Source organism: Roseococcus suduntuyensis, assembly GCF_014196305.1.
GTDB lineage: Bacteria > Pseudomonadota > Alphaproteobacteria > Acetobacterales > Acetobacteraceae > Roseococcus > Roseococcus suduntuyensis.
Genome location: NZ_JACIDJ010000005.1, coordinates 155,791 through 177,110, shown reverse-complemented (window position 1 = coordinate 177,110; position 21,320 = coordinate 155,791). Strand labels below are relative to the sequence as shown.

Genomic DNA, 21,320 nt, shown 5'->3' with positions numbered 1-21,320 from the left:
CGCCGCAAGCGGGCCTTACTTCGAAATGCTGGCGACGACGCCCGCACCCACGGTGCGGCCACCCTCGCGGATCGCGAAACGAAGGCCCTCATCCATCGCGATCGGCGCGATCAGCTCCACGTCCATCGAGACGTTGTCGCCGGGCATCACCATCTCCACACCCTCGGGAAGCTGAACCACGCCCGTCACGTCCGTCGTGCGGAAGTAGAACTGCGGGCGGTAGTTCGTGAAGAACGGCGTGTGCCGGCCGCCCTCCTCCTTCGTCAGGATGTACGCCTCGGCCTTGAACTTCGCGTGCGGCTTGATCGAACCCGGAGCCGCCAGAACCTGACCGCGCTCCACATCCTCACGCTTCGTGCCGCGCAGCAGCGCGCCGATGTTGTCGCCCGCCTGGCCCTGGTCCAGCAGCTTGCGGAACATCTCAACGCCCGTGACGACCGTCTTCACCGTGTCCTTCAGGCCCACGATCTCGACTTCCTCACCGACCTTGATCACGCCGCGCTCCACGCGGCCCGTCACCACCGTGCCGCGACCCGAAATCGAGAACACGTCCTCGACCGGCATCAGGAACGGACGGTCGATCGCGCGCTCGGGCTGCGGAATGTAGCTGTCCACCGCCGCCATCAGCGCCAGAACCGCCTGCTCGCCGATCTCAGGCTGCTTGTCTTCCAGCGCGCACAGAGCCGAGCCCTTGATGATGGGGATGTCGTCGCCAGGGAACTGGTAGGAGGACAGCAGCTCGCGCACCTCCATCTCCACCAGCTCGACCAGGTCGGGGTCCGCCATGTCCATCTTGTTCAGGAACACCACCAGCGCGGGAACGCCAACCTGCCGCGCCAGCAGGATGTGCTCGCGCGTCTGCGGCATCGGGCCGTCCGCCGCCGACACCACCAGGATCGCGCCGTCCATCTGCGCGGCACCCGTGATCATGTTCTTCACGTAGTCCGCGTGGCCAGGGCAATCCACATGTGCGTAGTGACGGTTCGCCGTCTCGTACTCCACATGCGCCGTCGAGATCGTGATCCCGCGCGCACGCTCCTCAGGCGCCTTGTCGATCTGGTCGTACGCCGTGAACGTCGCACCACCCGTCTTCGCCAGCGTCTTCGTGATAGCCGCCGTCAATGACGTCTTGCCATGATCCACATGGCCGATCGTCCCAATGTTGCAGTGCGGCTTGTTCCGCTCAAACTTCGCCTTGGCCATCTGTGGTCCCGCTCCGCGAATGATCGTTCCTGAAACCGCATCCGCGCGAGCGCCACTCAGCGGGAGCATCACCCTGGAGCGGGTGAGGGGAATCGAACCCCCGTAGCCAGCTTGGAAGGCTGGTGCTCTACCATTGAGCTACACCCGCGCCGAGGCGGACGCCTGCATCACGCCAGGAGCGCCACCCCGTTCGGGACGGCACCCGCTGCTCGCGCCGGGAATATGGAGGGGGCTGGATTCGAACCAGCGTAGGCGCAAGCCAACGGATTTACAGTCCGTCCCCTTTAGCCACTCGGGCACCCCTCCGCACGCGGGCGAGAGCGGACGCCTTCAAGCGGTTTCGCCGCCCCCTGTCAATGCGGGCTGCCGCGCCACCTCCGCGCCAAGGCGATGCGCGAGGCCGTTCTCTTCCAGGAAGGCGCGGTAGATCGTGAAATTGCGCGCATAGGCCGCCTCGAAAGACGCGAAATCCGCGCCCTCCAGCATCACGTCCAGATCCATGGCGCCGGCGAGCTGCATCTCGATCGCGGGGAGTTCGAACAAATCGGCCATCTCGCGCGTGCGGGTGTCATAGACGATGGGAATGGCGGGGATGCCCTGTTGCAGCGCCATGACATTGCCATGCAGCCGCAGCCCCAGCACCACGTCCACATGGGCCGCCAGATCCTCGGCCCAGCTCTCGATGTCGATATGGGCCGCCATGTGTCGCCCCAGCAGCTGCGCCACGCGGGGATCGTCCGCGAGGCCGTGCAGGCCCAGCACCTCCCGCAGCCGCTCCGCGCGTCGCGTGGGCGCGCCAAGGGCCAGCAGCATCTCCTCCCGCTCGCCCTGGGCGTAGAGACGGCTGCCGGGGCGCCGGGCCACCTCGGCCAGGAGGCGCCGCTGCGCGATCTGGGAGAGGCCCTGGCTCGGCGTGTATTCGCCCTGCAGGTGCCGGTTCAGCGTCAGGCCCAGCCGTCCCGCACGGGCCTGCACGGGACGGATGGGACGCGTGGGCGCGCCGGATCGGTAAAAGCTCGGGCAACCGATGATGCGCGTGTTGTGGATGCCGAGCGCGGCCAGCACCTCGGCCGAATACTCGCCCCGCACACCCAGGCTCGCGGACTTCTCCGCGACCAGGCGCCAAAAGGCGACCGAGCCTTCCGGCAGGCTCAGGCGGCGGTAGGAGGCGGCCTGCGCGCCCACCCCCAGTGCCACCACCGGCCCGGTCAGGTGCCGCAGCAGGGGCACCACATGGCCGAACTCCAACCCCTCCATGAGGTAGTTGGAGCCGCGGATGATCGTGATGTCCGGCTGTTCCTTCGGCCAGTGCTTCCGCTCGCCGGCCGCGGCGAAACCCAGCTGCGTGACCTTGGTGGCGGCCAGGTGGCGCAGCGTCGCGTCATAGACCAGCAAGTCGCCGGTGTTGATGCCGCGCGCGCCGAAGAAGGCCTCGGGGTCGGGGATGCGAAGTTCCGCCCCCGCCAGCCCGGTCCGCACGGAGGCGCCGGCATTGAGGACGAAGACATGCATCCAGGGGGGCCCCCTCGGGCAGGGAATGGTGCGGTCAAGAAGATTCGAACTTCCACGGGGTTGCCCCCACTAGCACCTCAAGCTAGCGCGTCTACCATTCCGCCATGACCGCGACGCGGTGGGGGCTGTAGCGCATGATCCCGCCCGGTTCAACTGACCCGATGACAAATCTCTCCTGGACCATCTCCGAGGGCCTGACCCCCTACCCCGAGGCGCTGGCCGCGATGGAGGCCCGCGTGGCCGCCATCCGCGCCGGCACGGCCCCGGAATGCGTCTGGCTGGTCGAGCATCCGCCCAGCTACACCGCCGGCACCAGCGCCAAGCCCGAGGAGCTGGTCGAGACCCGCTTCCCCGCCTTCGCCGCCGGGCGCGGCGGGCAATGGACCTACCACGGCCCCGGTCAGCGCACCGCCTATGTCATGCTGGACCTGACGCGGGCGCATGGCACGGTGAAGCCCCGCGACGTGCGCGCCTATGTCCATGGCCTGGAGGAATGGATGATCCAGGCACTGGGTCGCTTCAACATCCGCGGCGAGCGGCGCGAGGGACGCGTCGGCATCTGGGTGGTCAAGCCCGGTGGATTGGAAAGCAAGATCGGCGCGATCGGCGTGCGCGTCACCCGCTGGGTGTCCTGGCACGGCATCGCGCTGAACCTGGAGCCCGACCTCGGCCATTTCGGCGGCATCATCCCCTGCGGCATCCGCGAGCATGGCGTGACCAGCCTGCACGACCTCGGCGTGCTGGCCAGCATGGAGGAGCTGGACAGCGCGCTGAAGGCCGCCTGGGACGAGGTGTTCGGCGAGGCGCCCGAGGCGCTGGCCGCTCAGTAGCCGAGCTTCGGGTCCACCGCCTGGGACAGCGCCTCGCCCGCCAGCAGGCGCCGCGCGTTCTCGGCGAAGAGGGCCGCCACCACCTTGTCGCGCTCTGGGTGCAGCCCGCCGATATGGGGCAGCACCACGCAGTTGGGCGTGGTCCAGAAGGGGTGGCTCTGGGGCAGCGGTTCCTCGCGGAAGACATCCAGCACCGCGCCCGCGATCACGCCCTCCTTCAGCGCCTGGACGAGGTCCTCGTCCACGATGGCGGAGCCGCGGCCGAAATTGATCAGCCAGGCGTCGCGCTTCATCCGCCCGATTCGCGCGGCGTTCATCAGGTTGTCGGTCTCCGGCGTGGCGGGCAGCAACAGCACCACGAAGTCGGACTGCGCCAGCACCGCATCGGTCTCGTCCGGCCCGAAGACCTGCTCCACATGCGGCACGGCGCCCGGGCTGCGGCGCGTGCCGATGACGCGCATCTCCAGCGCGGCCGCCTTGCGCGCCAGTTCCACGCCGATGGCGCCCAGGCCCAGAATGCCCAGCGTCCGACCCGCGAGCGTGCTGGCAATGCGCCGCGTCCAGCGCGATTCGCGCTGGTCCATGGCGGCGGCGTGATAGGGCTTCGTGATGTGGAAGAGCGCGCCCAGGATGTTCTCGGGCATCTGCACGCGGTGGGTGCCGCGCGCGCAGCACAGCGTCACGCCGGCAGCGAGATCAGGCCGGCCGATCCAATTCTCCACGCCCGCCGTCAGCGCCTGCACCCAGCGCAGCCTGGGCATCTGCGCCAGCAAGCCCGGCGGGGCGCCCCAGGCCAGCAGCCCCTCGGCCTCGGCCAGCAGGGCGGCGTCAGGCGCCTCGGCCCGCTTCAGCTCCTGGATGCGGAAACGCCCCGCCACGCCGGCCTCTTCCAAGGCGCGGCGGTACGGGGCGGTGTTGTCGTGCCAGAGAAGCAGAAGCGGGGCCATGACGTCTCCTGGGTTTTGCCCAGGCTAGCGCCTGATCCGCGGGGGCGGAAACGCCGGAGCGGTGAATCAGTCGCTCAAGGTCACGCCATCAGCCCCGTGCGACCAACTCAGGGACCGCGCGCAAGGAAGCCGCGCTGCTGCGGCGCGCCCGGACGGCGGCGCCCCTCGCTGCCCGCCGGCTTCACGAAGCTGCGCGGGGCGGAGCTGCGCTCCTCCCGGTGGTCGCCGCGCGCCTCGCCGCGCGATTCCCCCCTGGGGGCGGGCTTGGCCGGGCGCTGCGGCCCGGGGCGGCCACGCTGCGGGCGGGCGGGGGTGGCGCGGTCATCCAGCGGGCGGGAGCGGTCCGTGCGGATGTCCGAGGTGTCGATCTTCTGCCGCGTGGTGCGCTCGATGGCGCGCAGCAGGCCGATCTCGTCCGGCGCCACCAGCGCGATGGCCTGGCCCGAAGCGCCGGCGCGCGCGGTGCGGCCGATGCGGTGGACATAGGTCTCGGGCACTTCCGGCAGCTCGTGCTGAATGACATGCGTCACGTCCGGCACGTCGATGCCGCGCGCCGCGATGTCGGTCGCCACCAGGATGGGCGCGCGGCCGGACTTGAACTCGGCCAGGGCACGTTCCCGCTGGGACTGGCCCTTGTTGCCGTGGATGGCATTGGCCTGCAGGCCATCCTGCTCCAGCGACTTCACAATCTTGTCCGCGCCATGCTTGGTGCGGGCGAAGACCAGCACGCGGCCCACGCCATCCTCCTTGAGCAGCTTGGCGAGCGTGGCACGCTTCTGCCCGCCTTCCAGGATGATGCAGCGCTGGTTGACGCGCTCGGCCGTGGTGGCGACGGGCGTCACCTCGATCCGCACCGGCTCGCGCAGCATGTCGGCCGCGAGCTTGGCGATGTCGGGCGGCATGGTGGCCGAGAAGAACAACGTGGTGCGCTCGGCCGGCACCGCGCGGACGACCTGCCGGATGGCGGGCAGGAAGCCGCGGTCCAGCATCTGGTCGGCCTCGTCCAGCACCAGGATCTGGGTGTGATCCAGGCGCGCGGCGCGGCTGTTCATGTGGTCCAGCAGGCGGCCGGGGGTGGCCACCACCACGTCCACGCCGCGGGCCAGCGCCCGCTGCTGGGGCGCATGGCCCACGCCGCCGAAGATGGTGGCGACGGAGAAGCCCATGTGCTTGCCATAGGTCTTGAAGCTGTCGGCGATCTGGCTGGCCAGTTCGCGCGTCGGGCTCAGCACCAGCACGCGGCAGCCACCCTTGGGCGGACGGCCCGGCGTCTCGGCCAGGCGGTGCAGGATGGGCAGGGCGAAGGCGGCCGTCTTGCCGGTGCCGGTCTGGGCGATGCCGAGCACGTCACGGCCCGACAGCACGGTCGGGATGGCCTTGGTCTGGATGGGGGTGGGGGTGGTGTAACCGGCCTCTTCCAGCGCGCGCAGCAGCAGCGGGTTGAGGTTCATTTCAGCGAAAGTGGTCATGATAAATCCAGCAGCGCGGCGCCGCGTCACGGGCCGCGAAGTTCAGGGTGGACACCCCGCGTGGCTGGGCTGATCCGGGAGAAAGCATCGGGAATCCGGCAGTTCGGCTGCCTGGGGCGTCACGATGAGAACCGTGGCGCGGCGCCGCTCACGCGGCCGGATCCGGGCGGGGTGCTTCCCCGCTGACCGGGCTCACATGATGCATTGCAGCAGAAAATGCAAGCGCTTTTGAGATTACAGCGTTGGAAGACGTTGGAATCCAGGCTCGCCCGGAGGTTCCGCAAAGCTTTCCTCGATGGCGGTGACGCGCGCCATCGGCGGCCCCAGCCGGCAGGCTGAGACCACGGCCTGCACCGCCGGCGTCTCACCCGCCAGCAAGGCCTCCACCGAGCCATCGGCCCGGTTGCGGACCCAACCGGACAGCCCATGCCGCTGCGCCTCGCCCTGCAGCCAATCGCGGAAGCCCACCCCCTGCACACGGCCGGCGATTCGCAACCGCAACGCCGTCACGGCGCCAACTCCAGCAGGCGGACGGCCAGGCGCAAATCGGTCGCCACCTTCTCGCGCCGCTCCTCGGCCATCCAGTCGAGGCCCCATCGCTCCTCCTGGAACAGCTCATCCAGGATGGAGAGGCGGTGCGCCTCCTCCACCGCCAGCGCGCCGCGCTGCACGGCCAGGCCCAGCACCAGGCTGCCCAGGGCCGGCACCAGAACGCCCAGCGCGGACAGCCGCAGCGGATCGAGCCGCGCCACCGCCCGCGCCAGGGCGGCCAGGGCCACGGGTTCCTGCGCCACGGGCATCAGCCCGTCCGTCACCGCCAGCCGTGCGCCCAGCACCTCGGCCGACCAGTCGAGCCAGGGCTGCCACCCCGAATGCTGGCGGGCGGCCAGTACCGGGTCCTCGGCGCGGTAGCAGAGCAGGTCCGTCTCGCCATACTTGGCGATGGCCAGCATGGTGGCCTCCGGCGCGGGGGCGATGCGCTCGGCCGCCGTGCCGATCAGGCGCGAGAGGGGCACATCCTCCCAGCTCATCTCGCCATCTCGGGCGCCACCCGCCGCCTGCCATTCGGCGGCCAGCGCCTCGGCCAGCGGGCGGGTCCGCACCGCCAGCGTGCCACCGCCGGGCAGGCGCACCGGCTTGCCGTCGAGATGCACGGCGAAACCCTCCGCCGCGGTCACGACGGAGGCATGGTCCCAGAAACGCTTCATGCGCTCATCCTAGCGTCTGATCCGCGGAGGCGGAATCGCCGGAGCGGTGAATCAGTCGCTGAAACAATGCGAGGCCGTGATCCACCCAGGTGGATCACGGCCTAACGCCGCAGGAAACCGCGCAAAAGCTCGTTCACCGCGGGCGGCGCACCCGGGATGCCGCCCTCGGAGGGCATGGCGTCGGCGGGCGCGGGCGTGGGGTTGGCGGGCAACGGCCCGTCCCGCCCGCCACGGGCAACCCGCAGCGTGGTGGCGCAATCGGGCAGCGAGGGCATGCCGCCGCCACCCAGGGCACCGGCGATGAGGCCCGCCCCCTCCAGCCGGGGCGCCATCAGCCGCCCGGTCACCGGCACCGGGGCGCGGACACGCAGCCCGGCCACACGCAAATCGGTCAGCAGCCGCATGGCCAGCGCCTCGTCGGAGAGGCGGATGGTCCCCTCCCCCGCCACGCGGCCGGCCGCGCCGTCGAGGAACAGCGTCGTCACCCGCGCCAGCCCCTGCTCCACATCGGTGCGGAAGGCGAGGCAGGCCAGCGGCGCGCCAGGCGCCAGCAGCGGCGTGAGCTGCTGCAAGGTCTGGCCCAGCCCGCCGCCCAGCCGGGCGTCAATCACGGCAAGGCCGAGATGCCCCGTCAGCGTCGCGGCCAGGGCGCGCAGATCGCCCCCCTGCCCGCGCAGGTCCATCTCGAGATCAGCCCGGCCGCCCGTGGGCGCCTGGGTGCCGATGAAGGCCAGCAGCGCCGCGAGGTCGAGCCCCTGCCCGCCTCCCGAGACCTGCACCAGCGGCACCTGCCCCCGCGCATCGGCCGCGACGCGCAGCATGAGCCGCCCGCCCGGCACATTGGCCGCGAAGGGGTTCAGCCGCGCCTCGCCCGCCGCGTTCACGAAGCGGCCCTCGACCGCCGTGGCTGTCAGGCCGGGCTGCACCAGCTCGGCCAGGGTGAAGCGCAGGTCGGCGTCGAAATCCCGCAGGAAGGCGAGGTCGAGGGGCGTGGCCGGGATCAGCCGCGCCGGCTCCGCGGGGGCCGGAGCCGGCGCGACCGGTGCGGGCACCCCCGCCGGGGCGGGCGGCAGGCGCAGCGCGCCGAGATCGAGCCGCCGCGACTGCACCTGCCCCGTCACGCGAGGCCGGTCGGCCCAGCCCAGTTCCAGCGCGCCGCCCAGGTCGCCCGCCGAGGATTCGGCGGTGAAGCGCGGAATGGACACGCCCTGCTGCCCGCGCGGCGCCAGATCGGCGCGGAGCGCGACGCCCGTCAGCGCCGGCAGCGCCCGCCCCGCCAAGGGGGAGAGGGCGGCCAGTTCCGGCACATCCGCCTCCAGCCGCAGCGCCTGCGGCCAGTTACCGGCGACCGTCATCACCGCCTGGCCGGAGACGATTCGCGCCGTGACCTCGGCGGAGCCGCCGGCCATGAGGGCGGCGGGCGGGGCGCGCAGCGCGACCTCCAGCGGGACGCCACGCCAGGTCAGGCGGGCCGTCCCTTCCAGCGGCGCATCCAGCGCGGGCAGCCGGGCTTCCAGCGCGGCGAGGGTGATGCCCATGGCCTCGCCCCCGGTGGCGCGGCCTTCCAGATTGCTGAAGCGGGGCGGCCCCTCGCCCAGCCCGCCCTCGGCGCGCAGGGAGACGCCGGTCAACGCCGGCAGCGGCCGCCCGACCAGCGGCGAGAGGGCGGCCAGGGCCGGGATCTCACCCGAGACGCGACCCTGCACGGTGGCGCCGCGGCGCTGCCCCTCCAGGGAAAGCCGGGCGCCGGCGGCCGAGAGCGTGACGGCGAAGGGGGCCTCGCCCGCGCCCATCCAGGCCTGGGGCGGGGCCACCTCCCCTTCCAGGACCAGCGGCGTGGCCCGCCATTCGCCGCGCGCAGCCAGGGCCAGCGGCGCGCCGGTCGAGGGGCTGGAGAGGGTCGCCTCGGCCAGGGTGAAGGTCTCGCCGCCATGGGTCACGCGCCAATCCGCCAGCCGCGCCGCGCGCAGGTCGAGCGTCATGGGCTCGCGGGCCTCGGCAGGCGTGTGCGCGGGGGGGGCGGCCTGCGGCGCGGCGGCGCGCGCCCAGGCGGCGGCGTCCAGCCGCAGCACGCCGCCGGTCAGCTCCAGGCGGTCCACCTCCACATGCCCGCCGATGAGGGGCAGGATGGCTAGGCGCAGCGTGGCATCCTCGATGGACAGGATGGGCGCGCCATCGGCCCCGGTGGCCGTAATGCGGCTGGCGCCGAGGCTGGGCGTCAATGCGGGGCGCAGGGTGAGCGGCCCCTCGATGCGGACGGGGTGGCCCAGCGCCTGGCTCGCCGCGCGTTCGGCGCGCGGGCGGAAGGCATCGGCGTCGAAGAACAGCATGAAGCCCGCCACCGCCAGCAGCGGCAGCGCGACGACCACGGCCAGCAGGCCGATCAGAAACTTCTTCATGCGAGGCGCCGGGGCGGCTTGGGGGCGGGGTTGTCGAAGCCCAGGAAGCGCATGGTTTCCTCCATGTGCGGCGGGGGCGCGGCCATGGCCTCCAGCACCCCGCCATCAGGGTGCGGCACCCGCAGGGCGCGGGCGTGCAGGTGCAAACTGCCCGACAGCCCCTCCAGATGCGCGGCCGTCCCGCCATATTTGCCATCGCCCAGAATGGGCGTGCTGAGCGCGGTGGCGCAGTGGACGCGCAGCTGGTGGGTGCGGCCGGTGTGGGGCTTCATCTCCAGCAGGGCGGCGCGGCGCTTGGCCACGTCCAGCAGGCGGTAATCGGTGGTGGAGCGCACCACGTCCGGCCCCCGCGCGCCGGGTGGGGCGGCGACGACACGCTCCCGCCCGGCGGCGCCCTCCTTGGTCAATGGCATCTCGATGCTGCCGGCGTGGTGCAGGGGTTCGCCCACCACCACGGCCCAGTAGGTCTTTTCCACGTCGCGGCCGCGGAAGGCCTTGGCCAGGAAGGCGGCCGCCTGGACCGTGCGGGCCAACAGCAGCACGCCCGAAGTGTCGCGGTCCAGCCGGTGCACCAGGCGCGGGCGCTCGCCGTCATAGGCCAGCGCGTCCAGCATGCCGTCCAGGTGCTTCGTGATGCCGGGGCCGCCCTGCACGGCCAGGCCCGGCGGCTTGTCCAGGACGATCACACTGGCGTCGCGGTAGAGGACGCGGGCCTGGAGTTCGCGCGCCGCGGCCTCTGGAATGGGGCGAGGTTCCGCCTTGGGCGCGGGCGTGTCGGGCATGGGGGGCAGGCGCACCTCCTGCCCGGCGGCGAGGCGGGTGTTGGCCTCGGCGCGCTTGCCATCCACCCGGATCTGCCCGGTGCGAAGCATTTTTTGCAGCGCGCCCTGGGTGAGCGCGGGGTACCGGCGACGGAGCCAGCGGTCGAGGCGGGTTTCCGCCTCGGCGGGCGGGACGGTCAGGGTGGCGACGGACATGGGGAGGGGTTTAGCAGGTTTCTTGGGTATGGCCTCCTGGGCGAATGGCCGACCTGGCCCGACGCAGGCCGCTAAGTTTATTCACTACCGATGAGATCAAGTATCGATATAGCGGATCAAGTGACTATCCAAATAGGACTTTTCAGATAAATGTCTTACGCTATTTAGTTTTTGTCCCAAGCAGCTTGAGCCTTCGTATTGGCTTCACTTAAGAATTTTCCGATGTCCCAGTTAGGCTTTGGGGGGGGTCAAATTTTGGCAATTTATATCTGAGTCTTAGCTCAGTCGCTAGTCCTAGAGCACGAAAACCATGCAACGCCGTCTGGCCGAGCACTCGACCGCCACATCATCATTATCTCCAACCTCCCACTCAAACGATATTCGAAGCGACGCGAGCAGTAAGTCGTTGGGGAGAGTGAGCGCGCGACTCGCTAACGCGCCATCTAGGCTCTTCCACTCGGCTTCCGCTGGAAACGGAGTCAGCGTTGGCAGCCCGACATGCTCTCTGCCCACGTGACCACCTGAACTCCACGCCAACTCTGTCTCGCCAATACGATCGGCACACTCGATTGCAAATTTTTCCAAAATAACCGCTATACGAAGTGCAAGATATCGTGCGCCTGCATCGCTTCTTTTCTTTTCTTTTCTGCGCGACCGGTCAACCAATAATTACCGAACGCTCCTACAAATCCAGCGATGACGGTCGGCACGAAAATGGACGAGACGTGAGACAAAAATGCCAATAAGGATTGTGCTGTAGCGGTCATCCACTCCATATGCTTCTCCAGCTAAGGTGAACGGAACTGCATCCACCCGGCGGAGTGTCCTTTTGCACGGGGCAGAGAGAAGGCACGCCGCTACTAAGCCTCGCGCAGAAATTCCCACTGGAACCCGCTGCCCCCCTTCCCCTTCAGCCGCCCCACCGTCGGGTTCGCGAAATGGATGGGCAGCATCAGGGTGGGCGTGTCCGCCACCTCCTCGAAGACCCGCCGGCGCGAGGCCTCGGCCTGCTTCGGGTCCCAGCAGAAGATGGTGGAGAGCGAGGGGTCCGTGCACTGCAGCTGGTGGTGCATCATGTCGCCCGCGATGATGGCGCGCTGCCCGCGGCTCTCGATCTTCACGCAGCAATGGCAGGGGGTGTGCCCCGGCGTCAGGATCAGGCTGAGGCAGTCATCCAGCGTGTAGCTCTCATCCACCAGCAGGGCCTGGCCGGCCTCCACGATGGGCAGGCAGTTCATGCGCCACACGCCGCCCGCGCCGCCGGCCTTCTCGACGCCCTGCGCGTCCAGCGCCTCCCAGGCCGCGTATTCGCCCTTGTGGAAGATGTACTTGGCGTTGGGGAAGGTGGGCACCCAGCGCCCGTCCACCAGCTTGGTGTTCCAGCCGCTGTGGTCGATGTGCAGGTGGGTGCAGAAGACGTAGTCCACATCCTCGGGCGCCAGGCCCTCGGCGGTCAGCGCGTCCATCCAGGGCTGCTTGGGGAAGTCCATGGGCGGGGGGTAGCCCTTGTGCTCGCCGGTGCAGGTGTCCACCAGGATCACATGCTTCGGCGTGCGGACCACGAAGGTCTGGTAGGTGATGACCATCTTGCCGCTGGCGCGGTCGAAGACCTCGGGCTCCAGCCCGGCCATGTTGTCGGCCTGCGCCTCGGCGTTCCACCCCAGGAAGAATTCCTGCGGGGTGCGCCAGGGGCCGTCCCGCTCGATCAGGCTCGTGATGCTCACATCGCCCAGTTGCAGCCGCTTCATGGCGTCATTCCCCCTTTGCTTCAGGGGGTAGCTTGGCCTGCCTCTTCGCCGCGCGCCAGCCATGCCCTGGCCAGCGCGTCGAAGGCGGCCACGGGCAATTCCTCCGCCCGGCGCTCGGGCGCGATGCCGCAGGCGGAAAGCAGCGCCTCCGCGCCACCCAGCGGCTTCAGCGCGCCCCGCAGCATCTTGCGGCGCTGGCCGAAGGCGGCGGCGGTGATGCGTTCCATCGCGCGGAAGAGTTCAGGCGGCGGCTGTTCGGCATGGGGTGTCAGCACCACCACGGCTGAATGCACCTTTGGCGGCGGACGGAAGGCACCCGGCGGCAGGCGCAGCCCGATGGAGCAGGACGCCACCCATTGCGACAGCACGGCCAGCCGCCCGTAATGCTCCGTGCCGGCGGCGGCGGTGATGCGGAAGGCGACCTCTTCCTGGAACATCAGCGTCAAGCGTTCCCAGGCGGCGGCCTCGCGCAGCCAACCCACCAGCAGGGGCGTGCCGACATTGTAGGGCAGGTTCGCCACCACCTGACGGGGGGCCGGCAGTAGCGTGGCGCCGTCGAAGTGCCGCGCATCCTGCCGCAGCACGGTCAGCCGGCCCGGATGCGCCGCCTCCACCTCGGCCAGGGCGGCCAGCGCCCTTTCGTCCAGCTCCACCGCGGTGAGGTGCGCCAGCGGGTGCGCCAGCAGCGCTCGGGTCAGGCCACCCGGCCCGGGTCCCACCTCCAGCACGTGCCGTCCCGAGAGGTCGCCGGGCAGCAGGGCGATGCGGCGGCACACGGGTTCATCCAGCAGGAAATGCTGGCCCAGCGCCTTGCGCGCATCGAGGCCGAACCGGCGGACGACCTCGCCAAGCGGGGTCAGCGCCCCCGCCGCGTCAGACGCGCTGGTCAATGATGGCGCGGCGGCGCAGTTCCCGCTGCAATTGCCGCGCGACCAGTTCCACGCGGTCGCGCAGGATGGTCTGGCGCGCGATCTCGGGGGTGAACTGCTCCTCCTCCTGGCGCTCGCGGCCGCAGACCATCAGCAGCAGGATGCCATCGGGGGCGATCAGGGGCTCGCTGAAACGGCCGATGGGCAGGGAGGCCAGCACCTGGCGCAGCGGGGGCGGGTTCACGCCTTCGAGGCGAATGGCGCCCGGGTCCAGCGGACGGTCGCTGGTGCGGGGCAGCGCCTCGGCCGCCGCGCAGCCGCGCGTGGCACCCTGGAGGCGCTGCGCACGGTCGAGGGTGGCCCGCTGCTGGTCGGTGGGGTTGTTCGGGTCCAGCCGCTCGGCGAAGGGCAGGAAGATCTGCCGCAGCGACACCATGGTGGAGACCTGGGCCGCCTGCCCCGCCTCGCGCCGGGCGCGCAGCGTCACGATCTGGAAGCCGCCGGCCACGCGCACCGGGTTGCTGATGGCGCCGGGCGGCATCTGGGTGACGATCTCAGCCACCTCCGGGTCCAGCCGCTCGGGCACCACCCAGCCCAGGTCACCGCCCTGCAGCGCCGACTGCGCCTGGCTGAACTGCGTGGCGACCACCGGGAAGGGCGAGCCGCGGCGGAGCTGGTTGATGATCTCCTGCACGAAGCGCTGGGTCTCGGCCTCCACATCCGGGTTCTCGACCGGGATGAAGATCTCGGCGACCAGGAATTCGGGCACGCCCGTGCGGGCGCGGCGGGCGGCGATGAGCTCCGCCACCTCGGCGTCGGAGACCTGGGCCTGGTCGCCCAGCCCCTGGCGCAGCAGGCGCCCCCAGCCGATCTGCACGCGGATCTGGTCGTAGAGAACGCGCGGCTGCACGCCCATGCGCTGCAACTGCGCCACCAGCGCTCCCGCCGGCAGGTTGTTGCGGCGCTCGATGTCGGTGATGGATTCCAGGATGTCCTGGTCGCTCACCGGGATGCCGCGGCGCTGCACCTCCTGCATCCGCAGGCGCTCATCGATCAGCAGGCGGAGCATCTGCGGCTCCAGCCGGGTGATGGCCTCCTGCCCGCCGGCCATGCCGATGTTGAGCGCGAAGAGGCGCGCGCGGGAGGCGACCTCCATCTGCGTCACCACATCGCCGTTCACCACGGCCAGGATGCGGTTCATGTTGCCGGGCGCCGCCTGGGCGGCGGGCGCGCGCTGGGCGGCGGTGGGGCTGGCCACCACCCCCAGGGCGAGGGCGGCACCCAGGCCGAGGGCGGCCATCCGGGCGGGGCCCCAGCGGAGGAAGTTGGGGCGGGGTGTCGGTGTGCGGCGCATGTCGGCTGCCGTCATAGAGCGGTTTCGCCCCCGGTGGAAAGCACCGCCCGCCCCGGTCACAGCGCGCGCAGGCTGAAGTCACCCACGGTCTTGAAGGCGATGCGGAACAACAGCGTGGTGTTGCCGCGATACGGGTCGTTGGTGATCGGGTTGAAGCCCAGGCGGCGCTGGAATTGCGCCTGGATGATGCAGCACTCATCCTCATAGCCCGCGGTGCCCAGCAGCCAGGCAGGGCGCTCGGTCCGCAGGTCAAGCTGCATGGACCCGTTGGCGCGCCAGACGCCGCCCGCCCGGGTGCGGTATTCCGCGCCGAGCCCAAAGCCCACCTCGCGCCGCCCGGGGTCGTTCGCGAAGAAGGCCTGGGGCGGCTGGTCGAAGTAGCTGGTCGTCAGGACCACATTGTCCAGCACCCCGATGCGGCCGAGCGACGTGGCCAGCACCGCGTCGCTGGCCCGATTGCGGCCGCTGCGGCCATCGAGCCGCGTGCGGCCCATCACCTCGAACCAGGGCACGGGCGCGAAGGCGGCGCGGCCCACCCAATCGGATTCGCGGCGCTCCAGCCCCGAATTGGCGGGGAAGATGTTGCTGTCGTGGAAGCGGAAGGAACGGCCGGCGAGGCCCTCAACCCGGCCGCCATTGGGGAAGAGCCAGGAGGCGCGCAGCGCCGCGTCCACGCGCGTGCCTCCCTCCTGCCGGTCCCGCCCGGTGAAGCGGTTGAGCTGGAAGAGGTTCGCGTCGGTGAACTCGAAATCCACGCTGTCCTCATTGGGAAAGCGCGTCTGGCGGCCGGTGGCGGGGCCGGTGACGACCTGGACCCGCGGCTCCAGCAATTGCTGGCCCCAGATGCCCACGGGCCGCACCAGCGGCATCCGCCAGTCGAGGGCCAGGCGGAGATTGGCGTCGCCGCGCGTGCCATTGGCGTCGGGCAGCAGCCCCGGCGCGTTCTGCTGGCCATCGGCATGATAGGCGCGCAGGTCGGTCTGGGCGCGGATGGTCCAGATATCGCCCTGGGGCCCGAGCATCGGCCGTTCCCAGGCCAGGCGGCTGGCCAGGCGCTGGGTGGCGCTGCCCACCGGCCGCGTGAGCGAAAGCGCGCCCATGTCGAGCGTGAGGTGCCCGCCCAGCACCGTCTGGCGCGGGGCGTATTCATAGAAGGCGTTGGGCGCCACCACCGGCAGCAGGCGCGTATCCTCGAGCGTCCGCAGTCCCTGGTAGGCGCGGGCGTCGATGCGCGCATAATGCTCGGTGCGCCAGAAGCCCTCGGCATAGACCTGGCTGACCAGCACCCGCTGCACGCCGAGGCGGTAGGTGCGCAGATAGCCCTCGCTGCTGGCGCGGTTGATGTCGAAGCCCACGCGCCAGTTCTCGGTCACATGGAACCGGCCCCGGGCCGCGACATGGCCCGCCACCTGCTCATCCTGCGTCTGGCCGAACTCGCTGAGGCGCCGCAGCGTGTCGCGCCGCAGATAGCCGATGGAGCCCTGAAGGTTCACCTCGCCATTGTTGAAGCGGCGGCGATACAGCAGGTCGAGGTTGGGCAGCACCTCGCTGCCCTGCGTCAGGGTGGCCGTGAGGTCCTGCTGCCCGTCAATCGCCCAGAAATACGGCAGGGCCGCGAAGGCGCCGAGGAAGCGGGTGTAGCCGAAGGAGGGGAACAGGAACCCGGAGGAACGGGGCGTCTGCGGGTCCGGATGCGAGAAGAAGGGCGTGTAGAGCACCGGCACGCCCCCCACCTCGACCACCGCGTCGCGGTAGGAGATGCGCTCGCTCCGGCGGTCCTGCGTGGCGACGCGGGCGCGCAGCTGCCAGAGCGGCGGGCGCGTGGGGTCCGTCTCGCAGAGGTTGCAGGCGGAATAGACCACGCGTGCGAGGTCCGTGACCTCCCCGCCGCTGCGCCGGGCGCCCGTGGCGGCCATACGGGCGTTCTGCACCAGCCGCGCGCGGATTTCGCGCAGCACGCCGTCGCGGAACTGGTCGGCCAGCTCGGCTTCCTCGGCGTAGAAGACCTGCCCATCGGCCTCCAGAAGCTGGACATTGCCGCGCAGGATGGTCACGCCCGTGTTGCGGTCGTGGATGAAGGTGTCGGCGCGGACGAAACGCTCGCCCTGCCAGGCCTCGACGCGGCCGCGGGCGGTCACGACGCCGGTCTGCTGGTTGAACTCCACCTCGTCGGCGGTGAAGACCACCGGCGCGTCCTGGTCCACCCGCAGGCCGGGAATGCCCGGCGTGCCAGTGGCGGAGGCAGTGGGGGAGGCGGTGGGCGTGCCAAGGGGCGAGGCGGTGGGCGGTGGCGCGCTTTGCTGCGCCTGGCCCGTGGTGGCCAGCATGGCGAAGAGCGCGAGCGCCAGCGTGCCCCCGGCGCGGCGCAGCGCCTGGCGCCAGGCGCCCTGGGCCCGTCGCCGGTCGCGGCGCGAGGCAAAGCGCGGCAGATGGCTGCTCACCCGCGGTGGTTGTGCCATGTCAGCCTTCCTCCAGGTGCAGAAGCAGCGCCAGCGCCAACAGAAGGCCGGTCGCGGTGGGGGCCCAGGCGGCGAGCCAGACGGGAAGCGATCCCGCCTCGCCGAATTCCCCGGTCACACGGTCGAGGACATAGAGGGCGAAGCCCGCCGCGACGCCGGTCGCGATCGCGGCCGCCGCCCCCCCCTGGCGCGAATGCCGCATGGAGAAGCCGGCCGCCAGAAGCGCCATCGCCACCGCCAGGAAAGGCGTGCTCAGCAGCGAATGGAGTTGCAGCCGGTGCCGCAGCGCCGAGAAGCCGGACTGTTCCAGCAACTCGATGAAGCCCGGCAGCGCCCAGAAGGAAAGCGTGTCGGGCGAGGCCACGCTGTCCTCGATGCGGTCCGGCGTCAGGATGGTGGGCAGGGTGATGCTCGGGTGCTGGCTGGGCAGGGGCCGTCCCATCTGGAACTGCGTGACCTCCTCCAACTGCCAGTTTCCGCCCATCAGGCGCGCCCTCGGCGCCTCCAGGCGCTGCAAGGGCTGGTCCTGGCGGGAGAGCCGCCAGACCGTCACCTCGGTCATGACGAAATCGGCTCGGTCGGTGCCGAGCAGCCGAGCGGGACGGCCGGTCAGGATGGCGACCCCCCCGGGCTCGATCCCCGCATCGGACTGGCGCAGCCACAGCCGCCCGCCGGCCAGCGCCGTCACCCCGCCGCCCGCCCTCAGGAAGGAGGCATCCAGCCGCTCCGCCCGCGCCAGCATGGCCGAGGAGAGTGGCGAGATGGCGGTGATGGCCGTGATGCCGGTCAGCAGCGCGACGGCGGTGGGCCCGGCCAGGAAGGCGAAGGCAGAGATGCCCGCGGCCCGCGCCACGATCAGCTCCGAACCCCGGGCCAGACGCCAGAAGGCCAGCATGCCCCCCAGCAGGATGGCAAAAGGCAGAAGCTGCATCGCGATGAAGGGCATGCGAAGGGCGGCGATGGTGGCGACGATGCCGAAATGGGCCTCGGGCCGCCCGGCCGCCCGGCGCAGCAGTTCCACGAAGTCGAACAACGAGACCAGCAAGGTCAGCGCCACCAGCAGGATCAGCGCCGCGGCGAGGAAGCGTCGCGCGATATAGAAGGTAAAGGTGTAGGCCGGCGTCATGCCCCGCCCCCGCTCAGCGCGCCCATGACCGCAACCTCCCGCCCAGGCCGGGCATGCCCGCGATGATCCACGCCGAGACCAGCCCGGGCAGGATGGCATGCAGCCAAACCAGCGGCAGCAGCGAATTCTGCCGCGCGGCCGCGCTGCCCAGCGTGAGGCCCACCGCCAGCAGCGCCACCATGACCCCGCAGCCGATAAAGAGCCGGAACCCGCCACCGAAGCGCCGGAACTCCCCCGTCAGCGCCACGGCCAGCGCCAGCAGCGCGAGGCCGATGGCCGTCAGCGGATTGGCCAGGCGCTGGTGCGCCTCCGCCCGGTAGCGGCGGCGGTCACGCTCGGAGACGTCGTCATCGGGGTCCAGCAGCTCCATCAGGCTGCGTTCATGGGCGTTGCGGAAGCGGTCACCCTCCACCCGGCTGGTGCGGGCGAGGTCGAGGCTGTTCTCCGCGAAGGAAAGGGTCGTCAGGCGCGGGCGGGTGACGCCATCGGCGCCCCGCACCTGCTCCACCTGCTGCCGCTGCCCATTGATGAGGGTGACGCGCGGCCCCTGGGGGGTAGAGGTCAGCCGACCCGTCTCCGCGATGATGGTGACAGGCACCCCCTGCTCGCGCGTGTCATGCACCAGGATGCCGTAGAGGTTGTTGGCCCCGTCTCGGGCGCGGGCATAGACCATCAGGTCGCCGCCCAGCTGACTGAACACGCCATCCTGCAGCAGCAGACCGGCCATCTGGTTGCGGATCTCGAACTGCCATTCCCGGAAGGCCTGCTGCGCCAGCGGCGTGAGCCAGAGGTTCAGCAGATAGCACAGCAGCATGGCCCCCGTGGCCACCGCCATGGCGGGACGGGAGAGCTGCCAGTTGGACAGACCGGCGGCGCGCATCACCACCAGCTCGCGGTCACCCGCCAGGCGCACATAGGTGAACAGCACCACCACGAAGGTCGTGATGGGCAGGATCAGCCCGAAGAAGCCCGGCAGCAGCAGGCCCGTCAGTTCCAGGAAGACCCAGAAGGACAGGCCGCGGTCCAGCACCAGCTCGATGAACCGCAATGACTGCGTGAGCCACACCAGCGCGGCGAGGCCCACGGTCACGGCGAACAGGGTCAGCGCCAGCTGGCGGACGATGTAGCGGTCAATGCGCCTCATGCCCGGATGGTCTACCAGCGGAAGGCGCCGCGGTCATCCGCCGGGAAGGACCTTCCCCGGATTCATGATGCCCCGCGGGTCCAGCGCCGCCTTGATGGCGCGCATGGCGGCGAGTTCGGCGCCGCCGCGCCATTCCTCCATCATGTCGGTCTTGAGGCGGCCCACCCCGTGCTCGGCGCTGAAACTGCCGCCCAGGTCGCGCACGATGGCGTTCACGCAGTCCATGATGTCGTGCGAGCGGGCCAGGAAGGCGGAAGGCTCCATGCCCTCGGGCTGGACGAGGTTCATGTGGATGTTGCCATCGCCCAGATGGCCGAAGGGGACAGGGCGGCTGCCCGGGATCATCTCCCGCAGCGCCTCGGAACAGCGGCGGATCATCTCCGGCACATGCGAGACGGGCACGGAGACATCATTCTTCACATTCGCGCCGGTGCGCTTCTGGGCTTCCGGGTGTTCCTCGCGCAGGCGCCAGAGGGAAGCCCGCTGGGCCTCGGATTCGGCGAGGATGGCGTCCTCGATCTCGCCCTCGATGAGCGCCGCCTCCAGCACCGTCTCGGCCAGGGTGCGCAGGCCCGCCCCTTCCCGACTCGCGGTCAGGTCCACCAGCACATAGTGGTTCACGGGGTTGGAGAGCGGCAGCGCGGTGCCCTCGATGGTGGCGAACACCATCCCCATGCCCGTGCCGGACATGTATTCGAAGGCCCGCACCGCGCCCTCATCGGCCGCGCGGAAGCGGCGGAACAGGGACAGGGCCGCATCCTCGCTCGGCACGGCGCAGAGGGCGGTGACGGTCTCGCGCGGCGCCGGGAACAGCCGCAGCACGGCCGCCGTGATGATGCCCAGCGTGCCCTCCGCGCCCACGAAGAGGTGGCGCAGCGCGTAGCCGGTGTTGTCCTTCCTGAGGCGCCGCAGGCCGTGGATGATGCCCCCATCGGGCAGCACCACCTCCAGCCCCAGCATCAACTCCCGCGCATTGCCATAGCGCACCGTGGTGTTGCCGCCGGCATTGGTGGAGAGCAGCCCGCCGATCATGGCCGAGCCCTCGGCACCCAGGCTGAGTGGGAAAAGGCAGCCATGCTCCGCCGCCACCTCCTGCGCGCGGGTCAGGACGAGGCCGGCCTCGACCGTCATGGTCATGTCGAGCGCGTCCACTTCGCGCACCCGGTTCATCCGGGCGAGACTCAGGATCACCTGGCCGGGCCGGGATTCCGGGGTGGCGCCGCCCACCATGGAGGTGTTGCCCCCCTGCGGAATGATGGCGATGCCATGCTTGGCGCAGAGCGCGACACAGGCCGAGACCTCCTCCGTGCTGGCCGGGCGCAGCAGGGCCATGGCCTCGCCGGTGTAGAGGCCGCGCCAGTCGGAGAGGTAAGGTGCGAGGTCCTCGGGCGCCGTCAGCAGCCCGGCAGGGCCCAGGATGGCGCGCAGCGCGTCGAGCGGGGACAGGGCGTGCAGGTCGTCGGGCATGGTGTCAGCTCATCACGGCCGGCTCGGCCGAACGGTCCCACAGGTTCGGCACCACCGTGTTGGTGTAGCCCGAGATGAAGGGCTTGGCCTCACTGGTCTCGGGGTCGAAGGTGTGGCGGGAGATGGCGCCGATGTTGCCGCCATAGACATGGATGGAGATCGAGGCGCTGTCGGTCAGCGCGTTCGTGACCCAGTGCGCGTCATCCTCCCCGCTGCCAACGCCAACCACTTCGCCGGGGGAAAGGTGGTCCACCTGCCCCGCGCGCATGGGCTGCCCCGGCACCGGATGCATGGTGGTGCTGACCTCGGCCCCCCACAGCATGCCGACCAGCCCCCAGACCTTGTGGTTGTGAACGGGCGTGCGCTGGCCGATGCCCCACACGAAGCTGACCACCGAGAAGCGCTCGAGCGGATCGCAATGCAGCAGGTACTGGCGGTAGGTGGGGCCGGGCTTGGCCAAATCCTCCGGCAGCCAGTCGTCATGGGCGATCAGGGATTTGAGCAGGGCGCCGCCCTCCTCAAGCCACTCGGCCTCGGAGGGAGAGCGGTCCGCCAGCCGGGTCATGGACTGGACGAAATTCCGCAGGCGATGGATGCCGGGCATGGGC

Annotated in this window: 18 protein-coding genes and 3 tRNA genes; 1 reads left to right on the top strand and 20 read right to left on the bottom strand. The window is 70.6% G+C overall.

Annotated elements, in window-relative coordinates:
• Positions 1-15: 15 nt before the first annotated feature.
• The 5 genes from tuf to GGQ83_RS14590 form a co-directional block, all read right to left on the bottom strand.
• A complete protein-coding gene (gene tuf, locus GGQ83_RS14610) occupies positions 16-1,203 on the bottom strand; it encodes an elongation factor Tu (protein ID WP_184385279.1) in 1,188 nt (395 codons plus the stop codon).
• A 74-nt stretch (positions 1,204-1,277) separates the two neighbouring features.
• A tRNA-Gly gene (locus GGQ83_RS14605) sits at positions 1,278-1,351 on the bottom strand.
• Between the two features lie 75 nt (positions 1,352-1,426).
• Positions 1,427-1,509: transfer RNA gene (locus GGQ83_RS14600), tRNA-Tyr, on the bottom strand.
• A 24-nt stretch (positions 1,510-1,533) separates the two neighbouring features.
• Entirely contained in the window at positions 1,534-2,715 is a 1,182-nt protein-coding gene (locus GGQ83_RS14595) for a polysaccharide pyruvyl transferase family protein (protein WP_184385277.1), read from the bottom strand.
• Positions 2,716-2,741: 26 nt separating this feature from the next.
• Positions 2,742-2,827: transfer RNA gene (locus GGQ83_RS14590), tRNA-Leu, on the bottom strand.
• 49 nt (positions 2,828-2,876) lie between these two features.
• Between GGQ83_RS14590 and lipB the strand changes: the two genes are divergently transcribed.
• A complete protein-coding gene (gene lipB, locus GGQ83_RS14585; protein WP_184385275.1) occupies positions 2,877-3,545 on the top strand; it encodes a lipoyl(octanoyl) transferase LipB in 669 nt (222 codons plus the stop codon).
• Here lipB and GGQ83_RS14580 read toward each other — a convergent pair.
• The 15 genes from GGQ83_RS14580 to GGQ83_RS14510 all read right to left on the bottom strand — a co-directional run bounded on the left by GGQ83_RS14580 (position 3,539) and on the right by GGQ83_RS14510 (position 21,316).
• Entirely contained in the window at positions 3,539-4,492 is a 954-nt protein-coding gene (locus GGQ83_RS14580) for a D-2-hydroxyacid dehydrogenase (RefSeq protein ID WP_184385273.1), read from the bottom strand. The genes lipB and GGQ83_RS14580 overlap by 7 nt on opposite strands.
• A 107-nt stretch (positions 4,493-4,599) precedes the next feature.
• A complete protein-coding gene (locus GGQ83_RS14575; RefSeq protein WP_184385271.1) occupies positions 4,600-5,961 on the bottom strand; it encodes a DEAD/DEAH box helicase in 1,362 nt (453 codons plus the stop codon).
• Between the two features lie 234 nt (positions 5,962-6,195).
• Entirely contained in the window at positions 6,196-6,471 is a 276-nt protein-coding gene (locus GGQ83_RS14570; RefSeq protein ID WP_184385269.1) for an acylphosphatase, read from the bottom strand.
• Entirely contained in the window at positions 6,468-7,169 is a 702-nt protein-coding gene (locus GGQ83_RS14565) for an ATP12 family chaperone protein (RefSeq protein ID WP_184385267.1), read from the bottom strand. Before GGQ83_RS14565 ends, GGQ83_RS14570 begins: the two co-directional genes overlap by 4 nt.
• A 101-nt stretch (positions 7,170-7,270) precedes the next feature.
• The gene (locus GGQ83_RS14560; RefSeq protein ID WP_184385265.1) at positions 7,271-9,568 is read right to left on the bottom strand and encodes an AsmA family protein; all 2,298 of its coding nucleotides are present in this window, start codon (positions 9,566-9,568) and stop codon (positions 7,271-7,273) included.
• Complete coding sequence (locus GGQ83_RS14555) at positions 9,565-10,545, bottom strand: RluA family pseudouridine synthase (protein WP_184385263.1); 981 nt, start codon at positions 10,543-10,545, stop codon at positions 9,565-9,567. The genes GGQ83_RS14560 and GGQ83_RS14555 overlap by 4 nt, the downstream gene beginning before the upstream one ends.
• Before the next feature lie 593 nt (positions 10,546-11,138).
• Entirely contained in the window at positions 11,139-11,321 is a 183-nt protein-coding gene (locus GGQ83_RS14550; protein WP_184385261.1) for a hypothetical protein, read from the bottom strand.
• Positions 11,322-11,405: 84 nt separating this feature from the next.
• Positions 11,406-12,293, bottom strand: coding sequence for an MBL fold metallo-hydrolase (locus GGQ83_RS14545; RefSeq protein WP_184385259.1), 888 nt, complete (start codon positions 12,291-12,293; stop codon positions 11,406-11,408).
• A 20-nt stretch (positions 12,294-12,313) separates the two neighbouring features.
• Positions 12,314-13,183, bottom strand: a complete 870-nt coding sequence (gene rsmA / locus GGQ83_RS14540; protein WP_184385257.1) for a 16S rRNA (adenine(1518)-N(6)/adenine(1519)-N(6))-dimethyltransferase RsmA — start codon at positions 13,181-13,183, stop codon at positions 12,314-12,316.
• On the bottom strand, positions 13,167-14,516 hold the full coding sequence (locus tag GGQ83_RS14535) for a peptidylprolyl isomerase (RefSeq protein ID WP_184385255.1): 1,350 nt from the start codon (positions 14,514-14,516) through the stop codon (positions 13,167-13,169). Before GGQ83_RS14535 ends, rsmA begins: the two co-directional genes overlap by 17 nt.
• Before the next feature lie 56 nt (positions 14,517-14,572).
• Positions 14,573-16,975, bottom strand: coding sequence for an LPS-assembly protein LptD (locus tag GGQ83_RS14530; RefSeq protein ID WP_242535113.1), 2,403 nt, complete (start codon positions 16,973-16,975; stop codon positions 14,573-14,575).
• A 1-nt stretch (position 16,976) separates the two neighbouring features.
• A complete protein-coding gene (gene lptG / locus GGQ83_RS14525; RefSeq protein ID WP_184385253.1) occupies positions 16,977-18,101 on the bottom strand; it encodes an LPS export ABC transporter permease LptG in 1,125 nt (374 codons plus the stop codon).
• A gap of 13 nt (positions 18,102-18,114) precedes the next feature.
• The gene (gene lptF, locus GGQ83_RS14520) at positions 18,115-19,245 is read right to left on the bottom strand and encodes an LPS export ABC transporter permease LptF (RefSeq protein ID WP_184385251.1); all 1,131 of its coding nucleotides are present in this window, start codon (positions 19,243-19,245) and stop codon (positions 18,115-18,117) included.
• A gap of 33 nt (positions 19,246-19,278) precedes the next feature.
• Complete coding sequence (locus GGQ83_RS14515) at positions 19,279-20,712, bottom strand: FAD-binding oxidoreductase (RefSeq protein ID WP_184385249.1); 1,434 nt, start codon at positions 20,710-20,712, stop codon at positions 19,279-19,281.
• A 4-nt stretch (positions 20,713-20,716) separates the two neighbouring features.
• Positions 20,717-21,316, bottom strand: a complete 600-nt coding sequence (locus GGQ83_RS14510; RefSeq protein WP_184385247.1) for a cysteine dioxygenase family protein — start codon at positions 21,314-21,316, stop codon at positions 20,717-20,719.
• Between the last annotated feature and the right edge of the window lie 4 nt (positions 21,317-21,320).